Source organism: Nonomuraea pusilla, from assembly GCF_900109355.1.
Taxonomy (GTDB): domain Bacteria; phylum Actinomycetota; class Actinomycetes; order Streptosporangiales; family Streptosporangiaceae; genus Nonomuraea; species Nonomuraea pusilla.
Window position 1 is genome coordinate 181,247 of record NZ_FOBF01000005.1, and the last position, 20,083, is coordinate 201,329.

At 71.5% G+C, this 20,083-nt stretch carries 15 protein-coding genes; 9 read left to right on the forward strand and 6 right to left on the reverse strand.

The features are described from left to right. Nucleotides 1–39: 39 nt before the first annotated feature. On the reverse strand, nt 40–1,851 hold the full coding sequence (locus BMX74_RS12645) for an NAD(P)-binding protein (protein ID WP_256256919.1): 1,812 nt from the start codon (nt 1,849–1,851) through the stop codon (nt 40–42). A 307-nt stretch (nt 1,852–2,158) separates the two neighbouring features. Here BMX74_RS12645 and BMX74_RS12650 point away from each other — a divergent pair, with 307 nt between their 5' ends. Next, complete coding sequence (locus BMX74_RS12650) at nt 2,159–2,848, forward strand: hypothetical protein (RefSeq protein WP_143078634.1); 690 nt, start codon at nt 2,159–2,161, stop codon at nt 2,846–2,848. Between the two features lie 87 nt (nt 2,849–2,935). After that, on the forward strand, nt 2,936–4,099 hold the full coding sequence (locus BMX74_RS12655) for an FAD-dependent monooxygenase (RefSeq protein WP_091100382.1): 1,164 nt from the start codon (nt 2,936–2,938) through the stop codon (nt 4,097–4,099). Here the strand turns inward: BMX74_RS12655 and BMX74_RS12660 are convergent. Then, a complete protein-coding gene (locus tag BMX74_RS12660; protein WP_055504464.1) occupies nt 4,092–6,128 on the reverse strand; it encodes a glycosyltransferase family protein in 2,037 nt (678 codons plus the stop codon). The genes BMX74_RS12655 and BMX74_RS12660 overlap by 8 nt on opposite strands. 66 nt (nt 6,129–6,194) lie before the next feature. Beyond that, the gene (wecB, locus tag BMX74_RS12665; protein ID WP_055504465.1) at nt 6,195–7,325 is read right to left on the reverse strand and encodes a non-hydrolyzing UDP-N-acetylglucosamine 2-epimerase; all 1,131 of its coding nucleotides are present in this window, start codon (nt 7,323–7,325) and stop codon (nt 6,195–6,197) included. 221 nt (nt 7,326–7,546) lie between these two features. Between wecB and BMX74_RS12670 the strand changes: the two genes are divergently transcribed. The 6 genes from BMX74_RS12670 to hisC all read left to right on the forward strand — a co-directional run bounded on the left by BMX74_RS12670 (nt 7,547) and on the right by hisC (nt 15,287). Beyond that, entirely contained in the window at nt 7,547–9,097 is a 1,551-nt protein-coding gene (locus BMX74_RS12670; protein WP_256256920.1) for a glycosyltransferase family 4 protein, read from the forward strand. A 118-nt stretch (nt 9,098–9,215) separates the two neighbouring features. Beyond that, nucleotides 9,216–10,478: a nucleotide sugar dehydrogenase gene (locus tag BMX74_RS12675; protein ID WP_082535113.1), complete on the forward strand. Its 1,263-nt coding sequence runs from the start codon at nt 9,216–9,218 to the stop codon at nt 10,476–10,478. 19 nt (nt 10,479–10,497) lie between these two features. Beyond that, a complete protein-coding gene (locus tag BMX74_RS12680; RefSeq protein WP_082535114.1) occupies nt 10,498–11,586 on the forward strand; it encodes a glycosyltransferase in 1,089 nt (362 codons plus the stop codon). 54 nt (nt 11,587–11,640) lie between these two features. Then, complete coding sequence (locus BMX74_RS12685) at nt 11,641–13,431, forward strand: DUF4434 domain-containing protein (RefSeq protein ID WP_091100387.1); 1,791 nt, start codon at nt 11,641–11,643, stop codon at nt 13,429–13,431. A gap of 45 nt (nt 13,432–13,476) precedes the next feature. After that, entirely contained in the window at nt 13,477–14,142 is a 666-nt protein-coding gene (locus BMX74_RS12690) for an NUDIX hydrolase (protein WP_055504468.1), read from the forward strand. A 71-nt stretch (nt 14,143–14,213) separates the two neighbouring features. After that, nucleotides 14,214–15,287 carry a histidinol-phosphate transaminase gene (hisC, locus tag BMX74_RS12695; RefSeq protein WP_177227326.1) on the forward strand — a complete coding sequence of 358 codons (1,074 nt, stop codon included), beginning with the start codon at nt 14,214–14,216 and terminating at the stop codon, nt 15,285–15,287. Here hisC and BMX74_RS12700 read toward each other — a convergent pair. Continuing rightward, nucleotides 15,284–16,219: an EamA family transporter gene (locus BMX74_RS12700; RefSeq protein WP_091100388.1), complete on the reverse strand. Its 936-nt coding sequence runs from the start codon at nt 16,217–16,219 to the stop codon at nt 15,284–15,286. The two genes, hisC and BMX74_RS12700, sit on opposite strands and share 4 nt — an antisense overlap. A gap of 171 nt (nt 16,220–16,390) precedes the next feature. Between BMX74_RS12700 and BMX74_RS12705 the strand changes: the two genes are divergently transcribed. Then, nucleotides 16,391–16,903 (forward strand): rhodanese-like domain-containing protein, encoded by a 513-nt coding sequence (locus tag BMX74_RS12705; RefSeq protein ID WP_091100391.1) that lies wholly within the window; start codon nt 16,391–16,393, stop codon nt 16,901–16,903. A gap of 345 nt (nt 16,904–17,248) precedes the next feature. Here the strand turns inward: BMX74_RS12705 and BMX74_RS12710 are convergent, their stop codons facing one another. Both BMX74_RS12710 and murA read right to left on the reverse strand, forming a co-directional pair. Beyond that, a complete protein-coding gene (locus BMX74_RS12710; RefSeq protein WP_055504471.1) occupies nt 17,249–18,538 on the reverse strand; it encodes a GTP cyclohydrolase IIa in 1,290 nt (429 codons plus the stop codon). A 201-nt stretch (nt 18,539–18,739) separates the two neighbouring features. Beyond that, a complete protein-coding gene (gene murA, locus BMX74_RS12715) occupies nt 18,740–20,005 on the reverse strand; it encodes a UDP-N-acetylglucosamine 1-carboxyvinyltransferase (protein ID WP_055504472.1) in 1,266 nt (421 codons plus the stop codon). Nucleotides 20,006–20,083: the final 78 nt, after the last annotated feature.

Genomic DNA, 20,083 nt, shown 5'->3' on the forward strand with positions numbered 1-20,083 from the left:
CAGCTCCTCGACGGCACCAAGCCCGAGCGCCCCAGCGCCTCAGCGCCTCAGCTCCTCGACGGCGCGCAGCGCGGCCGTGACGGCCGCCTCCGGGCCCGTCCACGGCACCGCGTCCGAGCCCGCCACCGCGATCCTGCCGAACCTCCCGGGCGCCGCGTCCGACGGGAACGGCCCGTCGGGGGCGAAGGAGTGCCACGGCCTGCGGTACTCCGGCGCCCGCCCGTGCCCCCAGCGGTGCACGGCGATCGACTCGATGTCCCTGGCCGGGTCGAACCCGGCGGGCCCGAGCAGCCGGGCGAGCTGCTCACGCACGGTGAACTCCATGTGCGCGTACGGCGTGCGCAGCAGCGCCCGCCTGCCCGCCGCCGCGCCCTCGTCGGGCCCCAGCTCGGAGCGGCACGGGGTGGCCAGCAGCCTGACGACGCCCGGCCCGCCGCCGTCCTCGGCGCCGCCGTTCTCAGGGCCGCCGTCCTCCAGCTCGGTCACGCACCAGTACGCCCCCGTCCAGCGCGTCCTGGACACGCCGAGCCGCCGCCAGGCCCCCCGGTCGCGGACCCGTACGGCGGCGTCGAGCAGGGGCAGCCGCACCGCGCGCCGCAGCGCCTCCCGCCGCCGCTCCGGCAGCTCCGGCACCAGGTACGGCACCATCGCGCCCTGGCAGGCGAGGATCACCGAGCCCGCGCCCACCGCCAGCACCCGGTGGCCGTCGAAGTACGCCACGGTGGCCGACGACGCCGACCCCGGGTCGCCGTCGTTGCGCACCGAGACCACGGGGCTGGACGGCCGCAGCCGCACCTGGTGCCCCGTCCGGCCTGGGCCGCCGCCGCCGGCCACGGCGCGGGTCATCGCGCGGACGAGGGATTCCTCGCCGCCGCGCACGCGGTACAGCTCACGGTTCCACTCCCGCTCCACGGTGGGCGAGTTGAACCTGGACGGCTCGGACCTGTCGAGCCCCAGCCCCTGGAAGCCGGGGTAGCCGCGCGAGGCCCAGGCGTCGATCGCGCCGAGGCACCTGGTGCTGCACCCCCACCTGGCGTTCGGCAGGGTGCGCAGGAACCGTTCGACGTCCGGGTGCACGCGGCAGACCCGCAGCAGGAAGTCCGAGTACGTCAGCCCGGCCAGCCGCTCCTGCTTCTCCCGCGCGGGCAGGCCGGGGAACCAGTCGGGCGGGTTCTCGCACAGCATGACCAGGTCGCGCCTGGCCGCGTCGGCGACGGGCAGCCGGGCGGCCAGCCGTTCGGCGGGCAGGCCGGGGGTGAGCTTGACCAGGGTCTCCACGGGGAAGGTCTCGCGGTCGCACATCACGCTGTCGGCCTGGCGGGAGGCGGGCGCCGCCCGTTCCAGCCCGACGCCGAGGTCGTCGAGCAGCGCCCTGCCCTCGTGCGTCCACGCGGAGGGCGGGTCGAGCAGCGCGGAGCCGCGGCCGGCCGCGTCGGGTGAGGGGGTCTTGAGCTCGTCGTGGGCGTCGAGGACGAGGACGCGCGCGCCGGGCTCGGCGCGCAGCCACGCGAACGCCGCGCTCATCCCGCTCAGGCCGCCGCCGACCACGACGAGGTCGTAGCGCTCGCCGGTGTCCTCGGGCCGGCCCGCGTACTCCCAGAACCGGCCGTCGCGCAGGGCGTGGGGCACGCTGAGCGCCTGCGCGGTGTCGCCGAGCGGCGCGGCGCACGGCCCGCCGGTGACCGCCACGGGAGCCGTGGGGGCGGTGGGGGCCGCGCCGGCGGGGTTCCGCCCGGAGGAGCCGGGGCCGAGCAGCGAGCCCGCCACCGCGGCGACAGCCACGCCGTCGAAGAAGTCGCGGCGGGAAATGCGGCGGTCCATCCCGAGGTCACGCGGATTCCAGTGGCTCATGCGGCGATCATCAGAGTCCGGCCAAAAGCCGCAGTCATGCCGCGCAGCGCTTGGAGAAACATTTTGCGGTGCCTGTTGTCGGTGAATGCCTCTTCGGGTCGTCCCTGGCGGGAAAGGCCGGGCCGGGCAGTGGACGGCTGCTGCGGCCCGCTGGCACGGCACCCGGGCAGGAAGCATCCACAAAGGGCGCAAAATTGAAAATACTTCCTGTGTTCGCCGAATCCCGTGAATAGCGACGTTGCCCGGCTCGCCGCCTGCCGTTTCCTCTAGCTTTTTGTCAAAGCCGCACGAGTGAAATGGAGAACGTATGCATAAGGCCATCTCCGGGATATGCCTCACGATGCTGGCCGTCGCCGGATGCGCGTCCGGCCAGGCCGCCGAGGCCCCGGCGAAGCAGGACGCCGCCACGGGCGCCACCGCCGCCGCCGTCGCGCCCGCCGAGGCCGCCAAGCTGCGCGCGGCCCTGCTGCCCGCGCCCAAGGGCATGCGCGTCACGTACGGGCCCGAGACCGGCGTCTTCGGCGGCCTGAAGTCCACCCAGCAGGGGCTCGCCGCCATCCGCCAGTCCAAGCTGGAGCGGCCCGAGTGCGGAGCGGCCACCCAGCTCGACGCCACCAAGCTCGCCCAGGCCCCGGCCGCCGTCATCTCCTTCGCCACCGAGGGCGGCTCGCTCACGCAGGCCGTGGTCTCGGCGACGCCCGACGCGTTCCCCGCGCCGCTGCCCAAGCAGTGCGCCTCCTACCAGGCCGAGGTCGACGGCACCAGGGTCACCTACCGCACGAAGGCGCTCGACATGCCGAAGCACGGCGACCAGTCGCGCGCCTACATCACCACCGCCATGCGGGGCAAGGGCGACGACGCGCAGGTCGGCACCGTCGCCATCCGCCGCGGCGACCTCATCACCACCATGATCCTCGTCGGCAAGAAGTTGAAGCCGAGAGGCCTGTACGAGCTCGGCCGCATGGCCGACCAGAACCTCGCGCGGGTCACCAGATAGCGCCCGGCCGGTGCGCGGCCGGTGCGCACCCGGTCAGCGAGCTCCACGAGGCTCGAAGCCGTCGAACCCCGACGACGAGGAGTCCCGATGAGCAAGAGCGTCCTGATCTCCGGCGCCGGCCTGGCCGGCCCCGCCCTGGCGTACTGGCTGGCCCGCACGGGCCACCGGGTCACGGTCGTGGAGCGCGCCCCCGCGCTGCGCGAGGGCGGCCAGAACGTCGACTTCCGTGGCGAGGCCCACCTCACCATGCTGCGCAGGATGGGCGTCCTGGAGGAGATCCGCCGCTGGCGGACCGACCCGGGGCCGCTGCACCTGATCGGCCGCGACGGGGCCAGGCGGGTCAGCCTGCCCGCCTCCTTCACGGGCGGGCAGGTGGAGATCGCCCGCGGCGACCTGAGCCGCCTGCTGTACGACATGTCCAAGGACGCCGCCGAGTACGTCTTCGGCGACGCGATCGCCTCGATGACGGAGACGGCCGGCGGCGTGGACGTCGCCTTCGACGGCGGCGCCAGGCGAACCTTCGACCTGGTGGTCGGCGCCGACGGCCTGCACAGCGGCGTGCGCCGGCTGGCGTTCGGCCCCGAAGAGCGCCACATCCGCCCGTCCGGCTACCACGTCGCGCTGTTCTCCGTCCCCGACCTCCTCGCGCTGGGCAACGAGTCGCTGCTCTACAGCGAGCCCGGCAGGGGGGTGGCGTTGAGCGCCGACTCCGCGCTGTGCGTGTTCCACCCAGGCCCGCTCGACTACCACCGCCGCGACACCGGCCGGCAGCGGCGCATCGTCGCCGACGCGCTGCGCGGCATGGGGTGGGAGGTCCCGAAGGTGCTGGCGGCGCTGGACGACGCGTCCTCGTTCTACTTCGACCAGATCGGCATGGTCCGCATGGACGCGTTCACGAGGGGCCGGTTCGCGCTCGTCGGCGACGCCGGGTACGGCGCCACGATGGGCGGCATGGGCGCCGGCATGTCGCTGATCGCCGCGTACGTCCTGGCCGGGGAGCTCGCGGCGGCCGGGGGCGACCACGTCACCGCCTTCGCCCGCTACCAGGAGGTGATCGCGCCGTACGCGAAGGCGTGCCAGCGCTTGGCGGGCAACGCCGGGTCGTTCTTCGCGCCGCGGACGGCCAGGGGCATCCGCATGCGAGATGCCGCGCACAAGGTGCTCACCCGGCCGATGTTCATGGGCTACCTCGACCGCCTCACCACGAAGGCGGCCGACGCGATCACGCTCAAGGACTACCCGATCAGATGAGGACGTGGTCGTCCGGGCGGCCGACGAAGGAGAACTGCGCGTTCCTCGTCAGCTTGATGTGGTCGGCCTGCCAGGTGTGCATGGAGGCGTCGGCGCTGCGCCAGTAGACGAAGTTGAAGCGGTCGGCCGAGTAGATCTTGACCCTGTCCTCCTTCAGCCGCCTGACCAGGTGGGTGTCCTCGCCCCGGGTGATGTCGGCGAACGGGTACTCGCGGAACATCCCGGCCTTGCCGAGGAACGTGCCGCCCTGCACGAGCCAGGAGTAGCGGTGCTCCAGGCCGGGCAGCCGCAGCATCGTGGTGTTGATCCCCTCGAAGTAGGCGTAGTGGGCGCCCTTGCCGACCAGTTCGGCGTCGGAGTAGTCGAAGGCCCGCACGAGGTCCGACAGGTAGTGGTCGCCGTAGAGGTTGTCGTCGTCCATCTTGGCGATGAGCTCGCCCTCGGCGGCGGCGATGCCGAGGTTCATGCAGGCGCCGAGCGACAGCTCTGCGTCGGCGGGCAGCACGACGACGTCGGTGATGCCGGCCATGCGCGCCTTGTCGGCGACGACGACGGGGTCGATGTCGAGGCCGTGCAGGACCATGACGAGCTGGAGCGGCCGGTGGATCTGCCGGGCGACGGAGGAGATCGCGTGCTCGATCTGGGAGGCGCGGTTGGTGGGCAGCACCACGGAGATCGAGCGGGAGCGCGGCTGCACCGGCCTGCCGAGGAGGCGCAGGATCTGGTCCACGCGGTGGGAGAACAGGTGCTTGTCGAACACCTCCCGCATGGCGAGGTGGCCGGTGCGGGCCCGCAGCTCGGGGCTGTTGATCAGGTGCAGCACCTGGTTGTACGACTCGACCGGTTCGCGCGCGATCGGGACGAGGTCGCCGAACGTCTCCTCGATGGCCCGTGACCAGCCGGACACGACGGGCGTGGCGCAGGCCGACAGCTCGAAGACCCGGCGCGCGCACATGGTGGGCGAGTCCAGCACCGAGTTGACGTTGAGGAACACCTTGTACATCCGGTACGCGGCGAGCATCTGGTCGTAGGGCAGCTCGCCGACGATGTGCGGCCGGTACTTGGCGGGCCAGGCGTACTTCTCGTCCACCTCGCCGTTGCGGGCGAAGATGTGCAGGCCCAGCTCGCGCACCGGGTCGAGCACGACTTCCATCTGCTCGCGGCGCTCGGGGTGCTTGTCGCGGAAGTACATCCCGCCGAACACGACGTCGTGCAGGCGGCCCTGCTTCTGCTGGATGGGGTTGTGCACGCGCGGCTGGGCGGCGAACTGGAGGACGTCCACCCGGTCGTGGCCCAGAGTTTCCCGATATTTCGGCACCATGTCGCCGTCGCACGTGAACACGTAGTCGAACAGCTTGGCGGTGTCGATGAAGAAGTCGAAGTTGGGCGGGTCCTCCTTGTTCCAGAAGACCGTGGGGATGCCCTCCTGCCGGCACCAGGCGACCAGCTCGCGCAGCGGCTCCTTGGGGGCGTTGGTGCCGGTCATCTGGTAGCGCCAGCGGCCCTGGTTGCCGTGCCAGGCCGACTCGCAGAACAGCAGGTCGGGACGCTTCTCCGCGAAGATCTCTGGCCAGTCCTTGAGCCCGAACTCGATCTGGTCCCACTCGTAGCGGAAGGCCATCCTGGAGAAGTCGTCGAGGATGACGGCGACCTTGAGGTCGGGCCGGTTGACCGGGCCGAGCGGCCACTTCACCGGCGGGATCTCGACGGGCGGCGGGCGGTGGGCGGCGGTCTCGGCCACCTCGGTGACCGGCGCGGGCGGCTTCGGGGCGCGGTCCTTCGACCGCACGGCCTCGACGATCTTCCCCGGGTTCTTGGAGCCCAGGGCCTCGCCCAGCTTGAACGTCCGCTTCGCCTGGGTGGCCTCCAGCTTCCAGGCGGCGTACGCGGCCTTGGCCTCGGCGATCTCCAGCCGCCGCCGCAGCTCCCTGATCTCGGCCTCGTAGCGCTCGACGACCTTGCGCTCCTCGGGCAGCCAGTTGACGGGCCCGAGCCGCTGGAACGTGGGCTCTTCTGGGGTTTCGGCCATGGGGTACTCGCCTATCGCATCGCGGAGGAATGTCATGTTACGCCGGGAGTCACCCCGTATGGGGGGCTATTCGGCGCGCCGGCCCTGCGAGGCGGGCGACAGGTTGTCCCCCTTCAGCCAGGCCGCGATCACGCGGGCGATCCTCGGGCCGGCCTCGCCGTCCCAGAGCACGGGCAGCTCGCCCGCGGGCGTGGCCGCGCCGTCCGCCAGCGCCTTCTCCGCCGCGGCGGGCAGCAGGGCGGGCGTGACCAGGCGGTTCGTGCCGTGGGTGACCGTGATCGGCCGCTCGGTGTTGGGCCGCACCGTCAGGCACGGGACGCCCAGCATGGTCGTCTCCTCCTGGACGCCGCCCGAGTCGGTGACGACGAGCGCGGCCCCGCGGACGAGTGAGAGGAAGTCCACATAGCCGAGCGGGTCGACGACCTTCACGGTCGGGCCGTCCACGAGGCCCGCCTCGGCCAGCCTGGTACGTCCGCGCGGGTGGATCGGCACGACGACCGGGACCAGGCGCGACACCTCCAGCACCGCGTCCACCAGCTCCTTGGCCGCCTCGGGGGAGTCCACGTTGGCGGGGCGGTGCAGGGTGGCGACGGCGTACCTCCCCGTCAGGCCGAGCCGCTCGGCCACCGGGGCCGGGTCCAGCGACGGCAGGGCGGCGAAGAGGCTGTCGATCATGGGGTTGCCGACCAGGTGCACCTTGCCGGCGGGCACGCCCTCGGCGGCGAGGTGCGAGAGCGCGTCAGGGGAGGTGGCGAAGAGCAGGTCGGACAGCGAGTCGGTGACGATCCTGTTGACCTCCTCCGGCATGCCGCGGTCGAAGGAGCGCAGGCCCGCCTCGACGTGCGCGGTGGGCACCCCGAGCTTGGCGCACACGAGGATCGCGGCCAGCGTGGAGTTGACGTCGCCGTAGACCACCACGAGGTCGGGGTTCTGGGCGAGGACGACCTCCTCCAGGCCCACGAGCAGGGCGGCCGTCTGCCTGGCGTGGCTGCCGGAGCCGACCCCGAGGTTCGCGAGCGGCTCGGGCAGGCCGAGGTCGGCGAAGAAGACGTCCGACATCAGCGCGTCGTAGTGCTGACCGGTGTGGATGATGCCCTGCCGCACGCCGAGTTCGCCGAGTGCCCGCACCACCGGGGCCGCTTTCACGAAATTGGGGCGGGCACCCAGAACGTGCAGGACCAGGGGGTTCTCCCTCATTGACCTCGCCTTTCGGAGCGGAAGGGAAAAAACGTTGCCTATGGTACGGTCCCCACGTGGCATCCGACGCCAGTCGTCAAGACTCCCCCAATGTCTCCCGAGGTGCTGTCTCGCGGGGCACTCCGGCCTCCGGAAGGGTTTCCGCGAAATCCGCCAGAGCCGGCGTCGGCGGGCTTCTCAAGGGGTTCGCCCAGCACCCGATCATCGTCACCAGGGTCGTCGTGACGAAGGTCAAGTCCGACCCCGTCCGCGTGGCGCAGGCCGCGGCCGACGCGCTGCCGCCCCGCCTGCGACCGGTCGTCGGCCGCTTCGCCTGGCCGGCGGCCCGCAGGGCGCGGCGCATGGTGCGCAAGTTCGGCATGCGCGTGATCCGCGCCCCCTGGAACGAGGCCAAGGCCCACTGGGACGCCGGTCGCGTCAGCGAGGCCGCCGAGGTGCTGGACGCCCACACCAAGTACCCGTTCGTCAAGCGCAGGGCCGCCTACTACCGGGGTGAGCTGGCCGCGATCAGCCCCGACCCGATCCCACCCGGCCCGAAGGTCGCCGTGACCGACAGGGTCGAGGGCCGGGTGCTGCACCTGGTCACCAACGCCCTGCCGTACACGCAGGCCGGCTACACCGTGCGCACCCACCGCATCGTGACGTCGCAGAAGGCCGCCGGGCTCGACCCGCACGTGGTCACGAGCTGGGGCTGGCCGATGCTGCAGGGCCACGCCGACGCCGAGCCGTACGAGGAGATCGACGGCATCCCGCACCACCGGCTGCTGCCCGACGGGCGCGGCGAGATGCCGTTCGAGATGCGCGGGCGCATGGTCAAGGGGGCCGACGAGGTCACCAGGCTGGTCGCCGAGCTGCGCCCGCAGGTGCTGCACGCGGCCACCGACCACCGCAACGGCTCGGTGGCGCACGCGGTGCGCGACAGGACGGGCACGCCGTTCGTCTACGAGGTGCGCGGCTTCCTGGAGGAGACGTGGGCCTCGCGCGACCCCATCAGGGTGGGCAGCCAGCGCCACCTGCTGCAGCGCGAGCGTGAGGCGTTCCTCATGCGTGAGGCCGACGCGGTCGTCACGCTGGCCGAGACGATGGCCGTGGAGATCGTCGAGCGCGGCGTGCCCAGGGAGCGGATCCACCTGGCGCCGAACGCCGTGGACGACTCCCTGCTGACCGCGGAGTACGACGGCGCGTCGTTCAGGAGCGCGTACGGCATCGAGCCGGGCGAGATCGTGGTCGGGTCGGTGTCGAGCATCGTGGCCTACGAGGGGTTCGCGACCCTGCTGCGGGCCGCCGCGCTGCTGCGCGACCAGGGCGCCCCGGTGCGGGTGCTGATCGTCGGCGACGGCACCGAGCGAGACAACCTGCTGGCGCTGGTGGACGAGCTGCGGCTCACGGACGCGATCCTGCCGGGCCGGGTCGGCCCCGACGAGGCGCTGCAGGCGCAGGACGCGATCGACATCTTCGCCTGCCCGCGTGAGGATCTCCGCGTCTGCCGACTTGTTACGCCATTGAAACCGGTCGAGGCGATGGCGCTCGGCAAGCCGGTCGTGCTCAGCGATCTGCCGGCTCTCTCGGAGCTCGTGGGGTCGGACGGCGCCGGTCTGCTGGTGCCTGCCGGCGATCCCGCCGAGCTGGCCAAGGCGATCGCGGGGCTGCGCGAGGACCCCGCCCGGCGTGCGGAGATGGGCGAGGCCGGGCGCGCGGAAGTCGCGGCGAAGCGTACGTGGAGCCGGGTCGCCGAGACATATCAAGCTCTTTACCGATCTCTTGCACAATGATGACCTCCATGTTGGCTGTCTGTTCTGACGGGTTCGGTCGCATTAGGCGTGAGCTAGGTGGACTTGAGATAACCTTTGCCTCCATGAAGTGTTGTTTCCGGCTCCTTAAGGCACAGCTGTGACAGAAATCGACCTGGCTGTCATCGGCCTGGGCTACGTCGGCATGCCGCTCGCCAAGGAAGCGGTGGCCGCCGGCCTGCAGGTCGTCGGCGTGGACGTCGACCCCCGCAAGGTGGACGCGCTCAACGCCGGGCAGTCCTACATCGATGACCTGACCGACGCCGACCTCGAGCACATGCTGGCCAACGGCTTCAGCGCGACGCTCGACGAGTCCGTGCTGGCCACGAGCAACACGATCGTCATCTGCGTGCCGACGCCGCTGGACGAGGACCACCGTCCCGACCTGTCCGCCGTCGAGGGCGCCACCAAGGCCGTCGCGCGCAACCTGACCAAGGGCACGCTCGTCGTGCTGGAGTCCACCACCTGGCCCGGCACCACCGACGAGCTCGTCAAGCCGCTGCTGGAGACCTCGGGGCTGGTCGCGGGCGAGGACTTCCACCTCGCCTTCTCGCCCGAGCGCATCGACCCGGGCAACGCCAAGTTCGGCCTGCGCAACACCCCGAAGGTCGTCGGCGGCTACACCCCCACCTGCCGCGACCGCGCCGCCGCCTTCTACGGCGGCTTCATCGAGCAGGTCGTGCCGGTCAGCGGCACCCGCGAGGCCGAGATGGCCAAGCTGCTGGAGAACACCTACAGGCACGTCAACATCGCCCTCGTCAACGAGATGGCGATCTTCTGCGACGAGCTGGGCATCAACCTGTGGGAGTCGATCGAGGCCGCGGCCACCAAGCCGTTCGGCTTCCAGAAGTTCCTGCCGGGCCCCGGCGTCGGCGGCCACTGCATCCCGGTCGACCCGTCGTACCTGTCGTACACCGTGCGCAAGCTCGGCTACCCGTTCCGGTTCGTGGAGCTGGCGCAGGAGATCAACGAGCGCATGCCCTCGTACGTGGTCGCCCGCGTCCAGCGACTGCTGAATCGGCACAAGAAGCCCGTGAACGGCGCCAAAGTGGTTATGCTCGGCGTCACCTACAAACCTGACATCGCCGACGAACGTGAAACCCCCGCACTCCCTGTCGCGCGTGCGCTGCTGGAGCTGGGCGCCGATCTCTCGTTCGCCGACCCGTACGTCAAGGAGTGGCAGGTCGACGGCACCCCGGTGCCGCGTGAGGAAGATCTGGCCGAGGCCGTGGTCGACGCCGACGTGACGCTGCTGCTGCAGCAGCACGCCGCGTTCGACCTCGACATGGTCGAGGCGAAGGCCAAGCTCGTGCTGGACACCCGCGGCGTTCTCGCCGAGGGTGAACGCGTCGAGCGGCTGTAGCGACGGAGGGCTGCGCGCAGTGCACGTGCTCGTCATGACGGTGGTGCATAACCCCGAGGACGCGAGAATCCTGCATCGGCAGATCCGCGCTCTCGTGGATGCCGGTCATGAGGTCACGTATGCCGCCTCCTACACCGCGCACGGCGTCGTCCCCAGGCCGTGGGTCACGGGGGTCGATCTGCCGAGGGCGGCGCAGCGCAAGCGGATCGCGGCGGTGTGGGCCGCCCGCCGGCTGTTCAAGCGCATGCGTGACAAGGTCGACATCGCGCTGATCCACGACCCCGAACTCCTGTTCGCGGTGTGGGGCGTGCGCGGCCGGCCGCCGGTCGTGTGGGACGTCCACGAGGACACGCCCGCCACGCTGTCGCTCAAGCCGTGGCTGCCGTCGCTCCTGCGCCCGCCGGCGCGGTTCCTCGCCCGGCTGCTGGAGAGCACCGCCGAGCGCCACCTGCACCTGCTGCTGGCCGAGACGGCCTACGCGGGCAGGTTCAAGCACTCGCACCTCATCGTCCCGAACGAGACGTGGGTGCCCGACACGGTCACGCCGCCAGGCGACGACCGCGTGGTGTACCTCGGCTGGCTGTCGAGGGCCCGAGGGGTGGCCGAGGCCATCGAGGTGGCCAAGTTGCTCCAGCCGTACCGGGTGGCGGTCGAGCTGATCGGCTACGCCGACCCGCAGAGCCGTCCCGCGCTCGACGAGGCCGTCACGGAGGGCCTGCTGGAGTGGCGCGACTTCATGCCGAACGACGAGGCGCTCAAGCGGCTCGACGGCGCGCTGGCCGGGCTGTCGCTGCTGCGTGACGAGCCGAACTACCGGCACTCCATGCCCACGAAGATCGTGGAGTACATGGCGCACGGCATCCCGGTCATCACCACGCCGTCACCGCGGGCGGTCGAGCTGGTCGAGCGCTACGACAGCGGCGTCGTCGTGCCGTGGGAAGACCCCAAGGCCGTCGCCAAGGCGGTGCTGACCCTGCGGGACGACGTCGCCGAGCGGCGAGCCCAGGGCGCCCGCGGCTACGCCGCCGCCCGCGCCAACCACCACTGGCCCAACTCCGCGAAGCGGTTCGTGGCCCAGCTGGAGGCGTGGGCCGGGGTCACCCGATAGTCGCGCGGCAGGCGTTTACATCCGGCAGATCACGAGGGCGGTAGGTTCCTGAACGTGCGCTGGCTCTTCGTGCTCCTGGGCGCAGCCATCCTGACCGCCGTCGCGGCGGTGATCATCGTCCTTCCCTCGTCCTCCCAGGAGCCGCCCAGGCCCACGGCCTCGTCCAAGGCGCCGAGCGGGGCGCCCACACCCAAGGTGAGCGAGTTCACCGACCCCTGCGGCACGTTCGAGACGAAGGAGCAGGCGCCGTACGCGGTGACCGGCTACTGGATCACCCCGAGGTCGAACCCCTGCACCTGGCGGCACCAGCTGGAGGAGATCCACACCGTCGGCGGCGACACGATCATCAGGATCGGCTACGGCCTGCAGTTCCGCTCGGTCGACTCGGGCACGGGCGAGGTCAAGGCCAAGGACGGCACGCTCGACCCGCTCTACAAGGACTGCGTGGAAGACGGCCTGAGCTGCCACGACGCCGCCGAGCGCGACCTGAGGCAGGCCAACGAGGGCAACCGGATCGGCCGTACGTACGTGTACAGGACCGACGAGTCCTTCGGGAACGGGATCTTCCGCTGCCCCGGCATGGAGCGCGCCATCAAGGCAGGCAAGCGGGTCTACTTCCGCCTGCTCGCCCCGCCCGACGGCTCCGACGACTCCACCTGCGACTTCACCCAGAAGGCGACCTCGTACGACCTGATCCTGGTCGCCGGGTCCGCCACCGACAGCCTGACCGAGCTGCTCAACCTGGGCGACCAGTTCGGCATGCGGATCTTCCCCGCCCTGCCGCTCGCCCCCCGCGACCCCGACGTGCCCACCAGGGCCAACGTCAAGCACATCGGCACCCTCACCACCCTGACCAGGCGCATCCTGCAGGACTACGGACAGCGCTTCGCGGGCCGGGCCTCCCTCGGCGGCGTCTACCAGCCGTTCGAGGTGCAGATGGCCGACACGCTCGCCTCGAACCCCACCCTGCAGGTGTACGCCGACCAGCACACCGTCGTCGAGCAGGAGCTGCCGGGCAAGCCCATCCTCATCAGCCCCTACCTCGACGCGCGCAAGCGGGTCGCGTTCGGGCAGACGCCCAAGCAGGTGGCCGAGGGCTTCAAGGCGCTCGTACGGACCGGGGTGGGCATCATCGCGCCGCAGGACAGCCGCGGCACCGGCAAGGTCGGCCTGTTCTGGCCCGACGAGCGCGACAGCGAGGTGGACGAGCGGCTGCGGCCCGTCGTCGGCGAGGCGACGTACGGCACCGCCTACCACGGCTCCACCCGCGACTACTACAGGGAGATGGCCGCCGCCCGCGAGGAGATGCTCCAGGCGGGCCACCAGGTGGACCTGTGGGCCAACGTCGAGGCGTTCGAGCCGTCGGGCGACCGGCCGTGCGCCCCGCAGGGCACCAGGGGCAAGACCGACAAGAAACGCCTCGACCAGGCCGTCACCATGGCCGGACGGTACGTGCAGAAGATCGTCTCGTACATGTGGAGCGACTTCATGACGTGCGGCGAGCCGTCGCTGGAGTCGGAGATCATGTCGGACTGGCAGCGGCCCGTCGCCGTCGACGCCATCAGGCGCGGCCGCGACATCCAGGACGGCGTCGAGGTACGCGGCTACAACTTCACCGGCGCGACCGTCGTCGTCGAGTGGACCGGCGGCAGGAAGGACCTCGACGTCGCGGCCGTCGGCTGGCTCGACCAGAACCCCTTCGAGGACGTCCCCGAGGGGATGGTGACGGCTTGGGTGCCGTTCGACTGGACCCAGGTGCCGCCGGGGGAGTGGGTCAGGATCAGCGTCACCGTGCCGTCGGGCAAGTCCACCACCGAGCCGCTGCACGTCCGCATCAGCGCGTGACACGGCGTTCGCAGCCCGCGCACGGCAGCGTGTAACGTGCCGTCCATGGTCCCGAGCATCCCGGTCAGCGTCGACCTGGTCGTGCTCACCGTCCGCAACCAGGCGCTGAGCGCGCTCGTGTGGCGGCGCGACAACCCGCCGTTCCTGCGCCGCTGGTCGCTGCCAGGCGGGTTCATCCAGCTCGACGAAGACCTCCCCGCCGCCGCCCAGCGCCTGCTGGGGGAGCGGGCCGGCCTGCCCGGCGCGCCCGTCCACCTGGAGCAGCTCCAGACCTACGGCTACCCCGACCGCGACCCGCGCCAGCGCGTCCTCAGCGTCGCCTACCTCGGCCTCGCCCCCGACCTGCCCGCGTCGGAGAAGGCCCACATGAGCTGGCAGCCCGTAGACGCGCTCACCGTCATGGCCTTCGACCACCGCCGCATCATGCTCGACGGCGTCGAACGCGCCCGCGCCAAGCTGGAGTACACCTCGCTGGGGGCGGCGTTCTGCCCGGCCGAGTTCACGGTGGCCGACCTGCGCCGCGTGTACGAGATCGTCTGGGGCCGCACGCTCGACCCGCGCAACTTCCACCGCAAGGTCACCAAGGCCGAGGGCTTCCTCGTCGAGGCCGGGGCCACCACCACCCGCGACGGCGGGCGCCCCGCCAAGCTCTACCGGCGCGGCCCGGCCGAGCTCCTCCACCCGCCGATGCTGCGTTCACTCAAGGAGTGACGGTGCGCCCAGGCTCCGGAAGCGGGGTGGGTGGGGGTGCCGCACGACGCCGCATTTCATATGGTTAGGCCATGCCTCGTTTCCGCCAGATCCTGGACACCATGCCGGCCTACAAGCCGGGCAAGGCCGTGGTCGCACCCGACGGCCGGTCCTTCAAGCTCTCCTCCAACGAGTCGCCGTTCGACCCGCTGCCCTCCGTGGTGGAGGCGATCGCCGAGGGCGCGCGGCAGATCAACCGGTACCCCGACCCGGGCGCCACGCAGCTGACCGAGGCCATCGCGGAGCGGTACGACGTGCCGTTCGAGCACGTCGCGCTGGGCGCGGGCTCCGTCACCGTCGCGCAGCAGCTCTTCGAGACGGTGGGCGAGCCGGGCGCCGAGGTCGTCTACGCCTGGCGCTCGTTCGAGGCGTACCCGCTGCTGGCGGACCTGGCCGGGGCGACGTCCGTGCGGGTGCCGCTGGCCGGCGAGGACCACGACCTCGACGCCATGGCGAAGGCGATCACGCCCGCCACCCGCATGGTGTTCGTGTGCAACCCGAACAACCCCACCGGCACGTCGGTCCGCCGCGCCGAGCTGACCGCGTTCCTCGACCGGGTGCCCGAGGACGTCCTGGTGGTGCTGGACGAGGCCTACCGCGAGTACGTCCGCGACGAGGACGTCCCCGACGGCCTCACCCTCTACCGCGACCGGCCGAACGTGGCCGTGCTGCGCACGTTCTCCAAGGCGTACGGGCTGGCGGGGCTGCGCGTCGGCTACCTCATCGCGCACGAGCCCGTCGCGGCCACCGTGCGCAAGACGATCATCCCGTTCGCGGTCAACCACCTCGCGCAGGTCGCCGCCGTCGCCTCGCTCAGGGCCGAGGACGAGCTGAGCGAGCGCGTCGAGCGCGTGGTCAAGGAGCGCACCCGGGTGAGGGAGGCGCTGATCGCGCAGGGCTGGGACGTTCCGCCGACCGAGGCGAACTTCGTCTGGCTCAGGCTGGGCGAGCGCACGCTCGACTTCGCCGCCGCCTGCGCGGTGGAGGGCGTGGCCGTGCGGCCGTTCGCGGGCGAGGGCGCCCGGGTGTCGATCGGCGACGCGGAGGCGAACGACGCCTTCCTCACCGCCGCCGCCCGCTTCCGGGAGCGGACGCAGGGCGCCTAGGCCGGAGCCTCCTCGGCGGCGGGGGCCTTCGACGTGGAGCGTCGCTCTGTGGACACCACCAGGGCGACGCCCAGGAGGATCACCACGCCGCCGAGCACGATCTGGGTGGTCACGTGCTCGTCCACGACGAGGACGCCCAGCAGCACCGCGACGACTGGGTTGACGTAGGCGTACGTGGCGACGAGCGAGATCGGGGCGTTGCCGAGCAGCCAGGTGAAGGCGGTGAAGCCGACGAGCGAGCCGACCAGCACCAGGTAGGCGAGCGCCAGCCACGAGCGCCCCGACACCGCCGCCCAGTCGAGGTGCTCGCCGAGCGACGTGCCGGTCACGGCGAGTCCTGCGCCGCCCACGAGCATCTCCACCGTGCTGGCCGCGAACGGGTGGGCGGGCATCGGGATGCGGGCCGACAGGAACGATCCGATCGACCACGACAGCGACGCCACCAGGATCACGACGACGCCGCCGGTACTGGCCGACTCGCCCCCGCCGTTGAGCGACAGCGCGGCGACGCCGCCGAACCCGACCAGCACCCCCGCTGCGGTCAGCAGCGCGGGACGGTCCCTGACGGCGATCCTGAACACCACGAGCCACAGCGGCACCGACGCCACGAGCAGCGCGGCCAGGCCGCTGGAGATGTGCTGTTCGGCGACCGCCACCATGCCGTTGCCGCCGGTCAGCAGGAGCAGCCCGACGAGCGCGGCGCCGAGGAACTGCCGCGGCGTCATCCTGAACGGCTCCCAGCCCTTCCTGACCAGGAGGAACCCGCCGAGCAGCAGCCCCGCCGTGACGAACCGGAGCGCGCCGCTGAGCATCGGCGGCAGCGTCTCGATGGCGATCCTGATGCCGAGGTAGGTCGAGCCCCACACGACGTAGACGATGGCCAGCGCGCCCCAGACGAGCGGGGCACGGGTGTCAGCGGCGTTGGAGCTCATGGCTGATGACAATAGCGGGCGGTCACCGGACAAACCTCGCCGGGATCGGACCAGGAAGCTGGCGGGATCTTAGCGGTGATGGTCTTTCACGCCACTGTTACGGCTCCGGGGCGGCTGCGAGGATCGAGGCGTTTCCGCAGATGAAGCCACTAAGGAAGGAAATTTCGCGAAATGTCCACCTTCTTCGCGCCTGCCCCGGCCGGTCCCGTGAGCACGCACGGCTCCGGGTCGGCCGTCACGGCGGTGCCCGCCGCCTCGCCCGACGTCGCCGCGGCGCACTTCGCCGCCCGCCTCGCCTTCGAGACCGACGTGTCCGACGTGGCCGCCGATCTCGCCGCCCGCGTGCCCTGCCTCGTCGTGGTCGACTCGCGGAGCCGCGAGAGCTGGGAGCAGGGGCACGTCGAGGGCGCCGTCCACCTGCCGACCGCCGAGATCGCCGCCAGGGCGGCCGAGACGGTCCCCGCCGGGGCCACGGTGGTGACCTACTGCTGGGGTCCGGGCTGCAACGGCGCCACGCGCGCCGCCCTGGAGTTCGCCCGGCTCGGCCATCCGGTGAAGGAGATGATCGGAGGCTTCGAGTACTGGGCGAGGGAGGGCTTCCCGGTGGAGACGGCCTCCGGCGTGACCCGCCGCCCGGCGGACCCGCTCACCGCCCCCGTGTCGGGCGCGTCCTGCGCGTGCTGACGCGCTGAGAGGCTGCCACAGGGCCGTGAAGGGCCGGTGGTCCTGCTGTGAAGCCCGAGCCTCGTGCGGCCCGCACGGGTCGCCACAGCCCTCGTGGGGGCCATCTCGGGAACGTGCCGGAAAAGCTGGTGCCCCCGTCCGAATCCTGTCGATCGGGGGCGTTGGAGAACATACCCGCATCTCCACGGGTCAACCAAGAAGTTCACAAAAGCCGGCGACGACATTCGCCCGCCGTACACGCTTTGTCAATAATTCTCCACATTCCTCCATATTCCTCCGGAAGGAGGGCCGAAGAGAGGCCCGCCGCCTGGAAGGGGAAGGGGCGGCGGACCTCGCCCGTGCGGGCTACCTCGGGCCCAGCTTCTCCACGATCAGCCGGTACAGCTGGCGGGGCCGGCCAGGCTGCGGAGTGCGGTTCGGCGGAAGCGGCCACGCGAGTCCCTCGTCAACCAGCGTGCGCAGCAACCGCCTGGCGGTCCGCGGGGTGACGCCGAGCATCTTGCCCGCGCCCTCCGCGTCGACCACCGTGTCCCCGCCTTCGAGCTTGGCCGCCAGCCGGGCCAGCACCTCGACGCCCTTCGGCTTCAACGGCGTGGCGCCCGCGGGCGGCATGCGCGGGGCCGGGATGAGCGCTCTGCCCTCGCGGTCCACCGCGAACCCCTGCGCCTGCTTGCCCGCCTGCGCGCGTGCCAGCGCCGCCCGCGCGTGCGACTCCGCGTCGTGCGCCGTGCGTCCCATGCCCACGCCGACCTCGACCGCCAGCCCCAGCTCGTCGCGTACCTTCCCGGCGAACGGGAGCACGCGGAACCCGTCCGTCGCCGTCGCGATCGAGCCCCTGGTCGCGGTGATCAGGTAGCTGTGGTCGTCGATGGGCCAGACGGTGGCGTTGATGCGGTTCGCCTCCTGCACCAGCAGCCGGTGCAGCGACAGCCGCAGCTCGTCGCGCCAGTAGCGGGGCGCGGCGCGGCGCACGGGCTCGCGCAGCGTCGGCACCTCCACCAGCACCACGGTGAGCTGTGACTCCTCCAGCCGGTGGTGCGCCCCGAGCAGCGCCGCGGTGTGCAGCGCCGTGCGGACCGCGGCCGACGTCGGCCTGATCCTGATCGCCGGCACGCCCGACGTCTGCAACCGCTCGGCCACCGCGGGCAGGCACGTCAGCGCTCCCGTGGTGACGCCCTGCCTGACCAGCCGCTCGTGGTAGGCGGCGATCGTTCCCGTCGCCCCCGGCTCGTCGCGGCTGTGCACGTCCGTCGCCGAGATCCCCAGATCCGTGTACGCCTCCTCGACGTCCGCCCTGCTGACCACGTCGATGCTGACCCTTCTCGGGTCGACGCGCGGGTCGAGCGCGGCCTTGGCCAGTGCCGCCACCAGCGCCGCCCCGCCCAGCTGCACGTACGTGGCCGGCATCGTCAGCACGCCGGAACGCCGGGCCAGGTCGTACGGGACCGGGCTGGCGAACAGGCACGCGTCGACGCCGGGCCCGAGCCGCGTCACCTTGTCGGGCGCCTCCTGCTCGTCGCGGTAGGCCGCCGCGACGAGGCGACAGGGCAGCGGCGCCGCCGCGTGCCCCATCAGCATCACTCTTTCGACCAGGTCGTGGGGTCCGACCACGCCGATGGTGAGGTCCGGTGTCATGGCGCCCGGGCGTGACACTCGGGGAGTTTCTTCGGCCCTCTCGACCAATGTTCGTCCCATCCTGCCGTCCGTTTACGGTGCTCTCTTTTGGAACGATCGCTCGCGGGGCCCGTAATGTCACGCCCGACTTTTCCGGAAAGCTACTCTGCCTGACCCTCCGACTCGATGTATCGCCAGCTCAGCGGGGCTTTTCTCGCATATTTAGCGATCAGAAATCTCTCGTGTAATGTCCGCCCCGAGTGCGCGCATTCGGGTCGCGAGATGAGCGTGGCCGCGGTCGATGAGGTAGCCGGACTCGATGACCGTCTCGCCCTCGGCGGCCAGGCCCGCGAGCACGAGGGCGATGCCGGAGCGCAGGTCGTGCGCGGTGACGCGGGCGCCGGTCAGCGGCGTGGGCCCGAAGACCATCGCCCTGCTGTCCTCGACCTGCACGTTCGCGCCCATCTTGTTGAGCTCTCCGGCCAGGGCGAACCTGCCGTCGAAGATGCGCTCGTGGATGTAGCTGGTGCCGTCGGCGAGGGCGGCGACCGTCATCATCGGCGACTGCAGGTCGGTGGCGAAGCCGGGGTAGGTGTCGGTGATGATGTTGATCGGCCGCAGCGGGCGGTCGCAGCGTACGTGCAGCACCGCGCCCTGCCGGGCGAAGTCGACGCCCATCTGCTCCAGCTTGTACCGCACCACGCCCAGGTCGAGGCCGGTGCCGACGAGGCTCAGCTCGCCGCCGGTGATGGCGGCCGCCATGGCGAAGACGCCGGCGTCGAGCCGGTCGGGCATCACGGTGTGCTCGACCGCGTGCAGCTCCTCGACGCCCTCGACCGTGATGAAGCCGGTGCCGCCGCCCCTGATGCGCGCGCCCATCTTGCTGAGCATGTCGATGACGTCCAGCACCTCGGGCTCCAGCGCCGCGTTCTCGATCACGGTGGTGCCCCTGGCCAGCGCGGCGGCCATGATGAGGTTCTCGGTGCCGGTGTGGGACGGGGTGTCGAGGTAGAGCGTGGCGCCGGTCAGGCCCGACGCCTTGACGTGGATGACGGTCTCGCCCTCGTCGACGACGGCGCCGAGCCGCTTGTAGCCGAGGTAGTGGAAGTCGAGGTTGCGGCTGCCCAGGTTGCAGCCGCCGACGCCCTCGACGACGGCCTCGCCCAGGCGGTGCAGCAGGGCGGGGGTGAACAGCACCGACCCGCGGAAGCGCCTTGCGATCTCGGCGGGCAGCACCGGGTTGTTCAGCCGGGACGCGTCGATGACCAGCGTGCGCTCCGCCTCGTGGAGCTCCACGTACGCGCCGACGGCCTCGGCCAGTTCCACGGCGCGGCGGACGTCCTCGATGATCGGGACGTTCCGCAGGACGGTGCGGCCCTTGGCGGCGAGCAGAGCCGCACCGATCATGGGGAGCACGGCGTTCTTCGCGCCCTGGATGAACGCGGTTCCACGCAGTGCGTTGCCACCGCGCACGCGGTAACGGACCATTTCGTGCGGCTCCTTGCGAATGAACGTGAGGCTTGATCGGGCCAACAGTAGCCGCTCACACCAGGTGGCCCAGCCGAA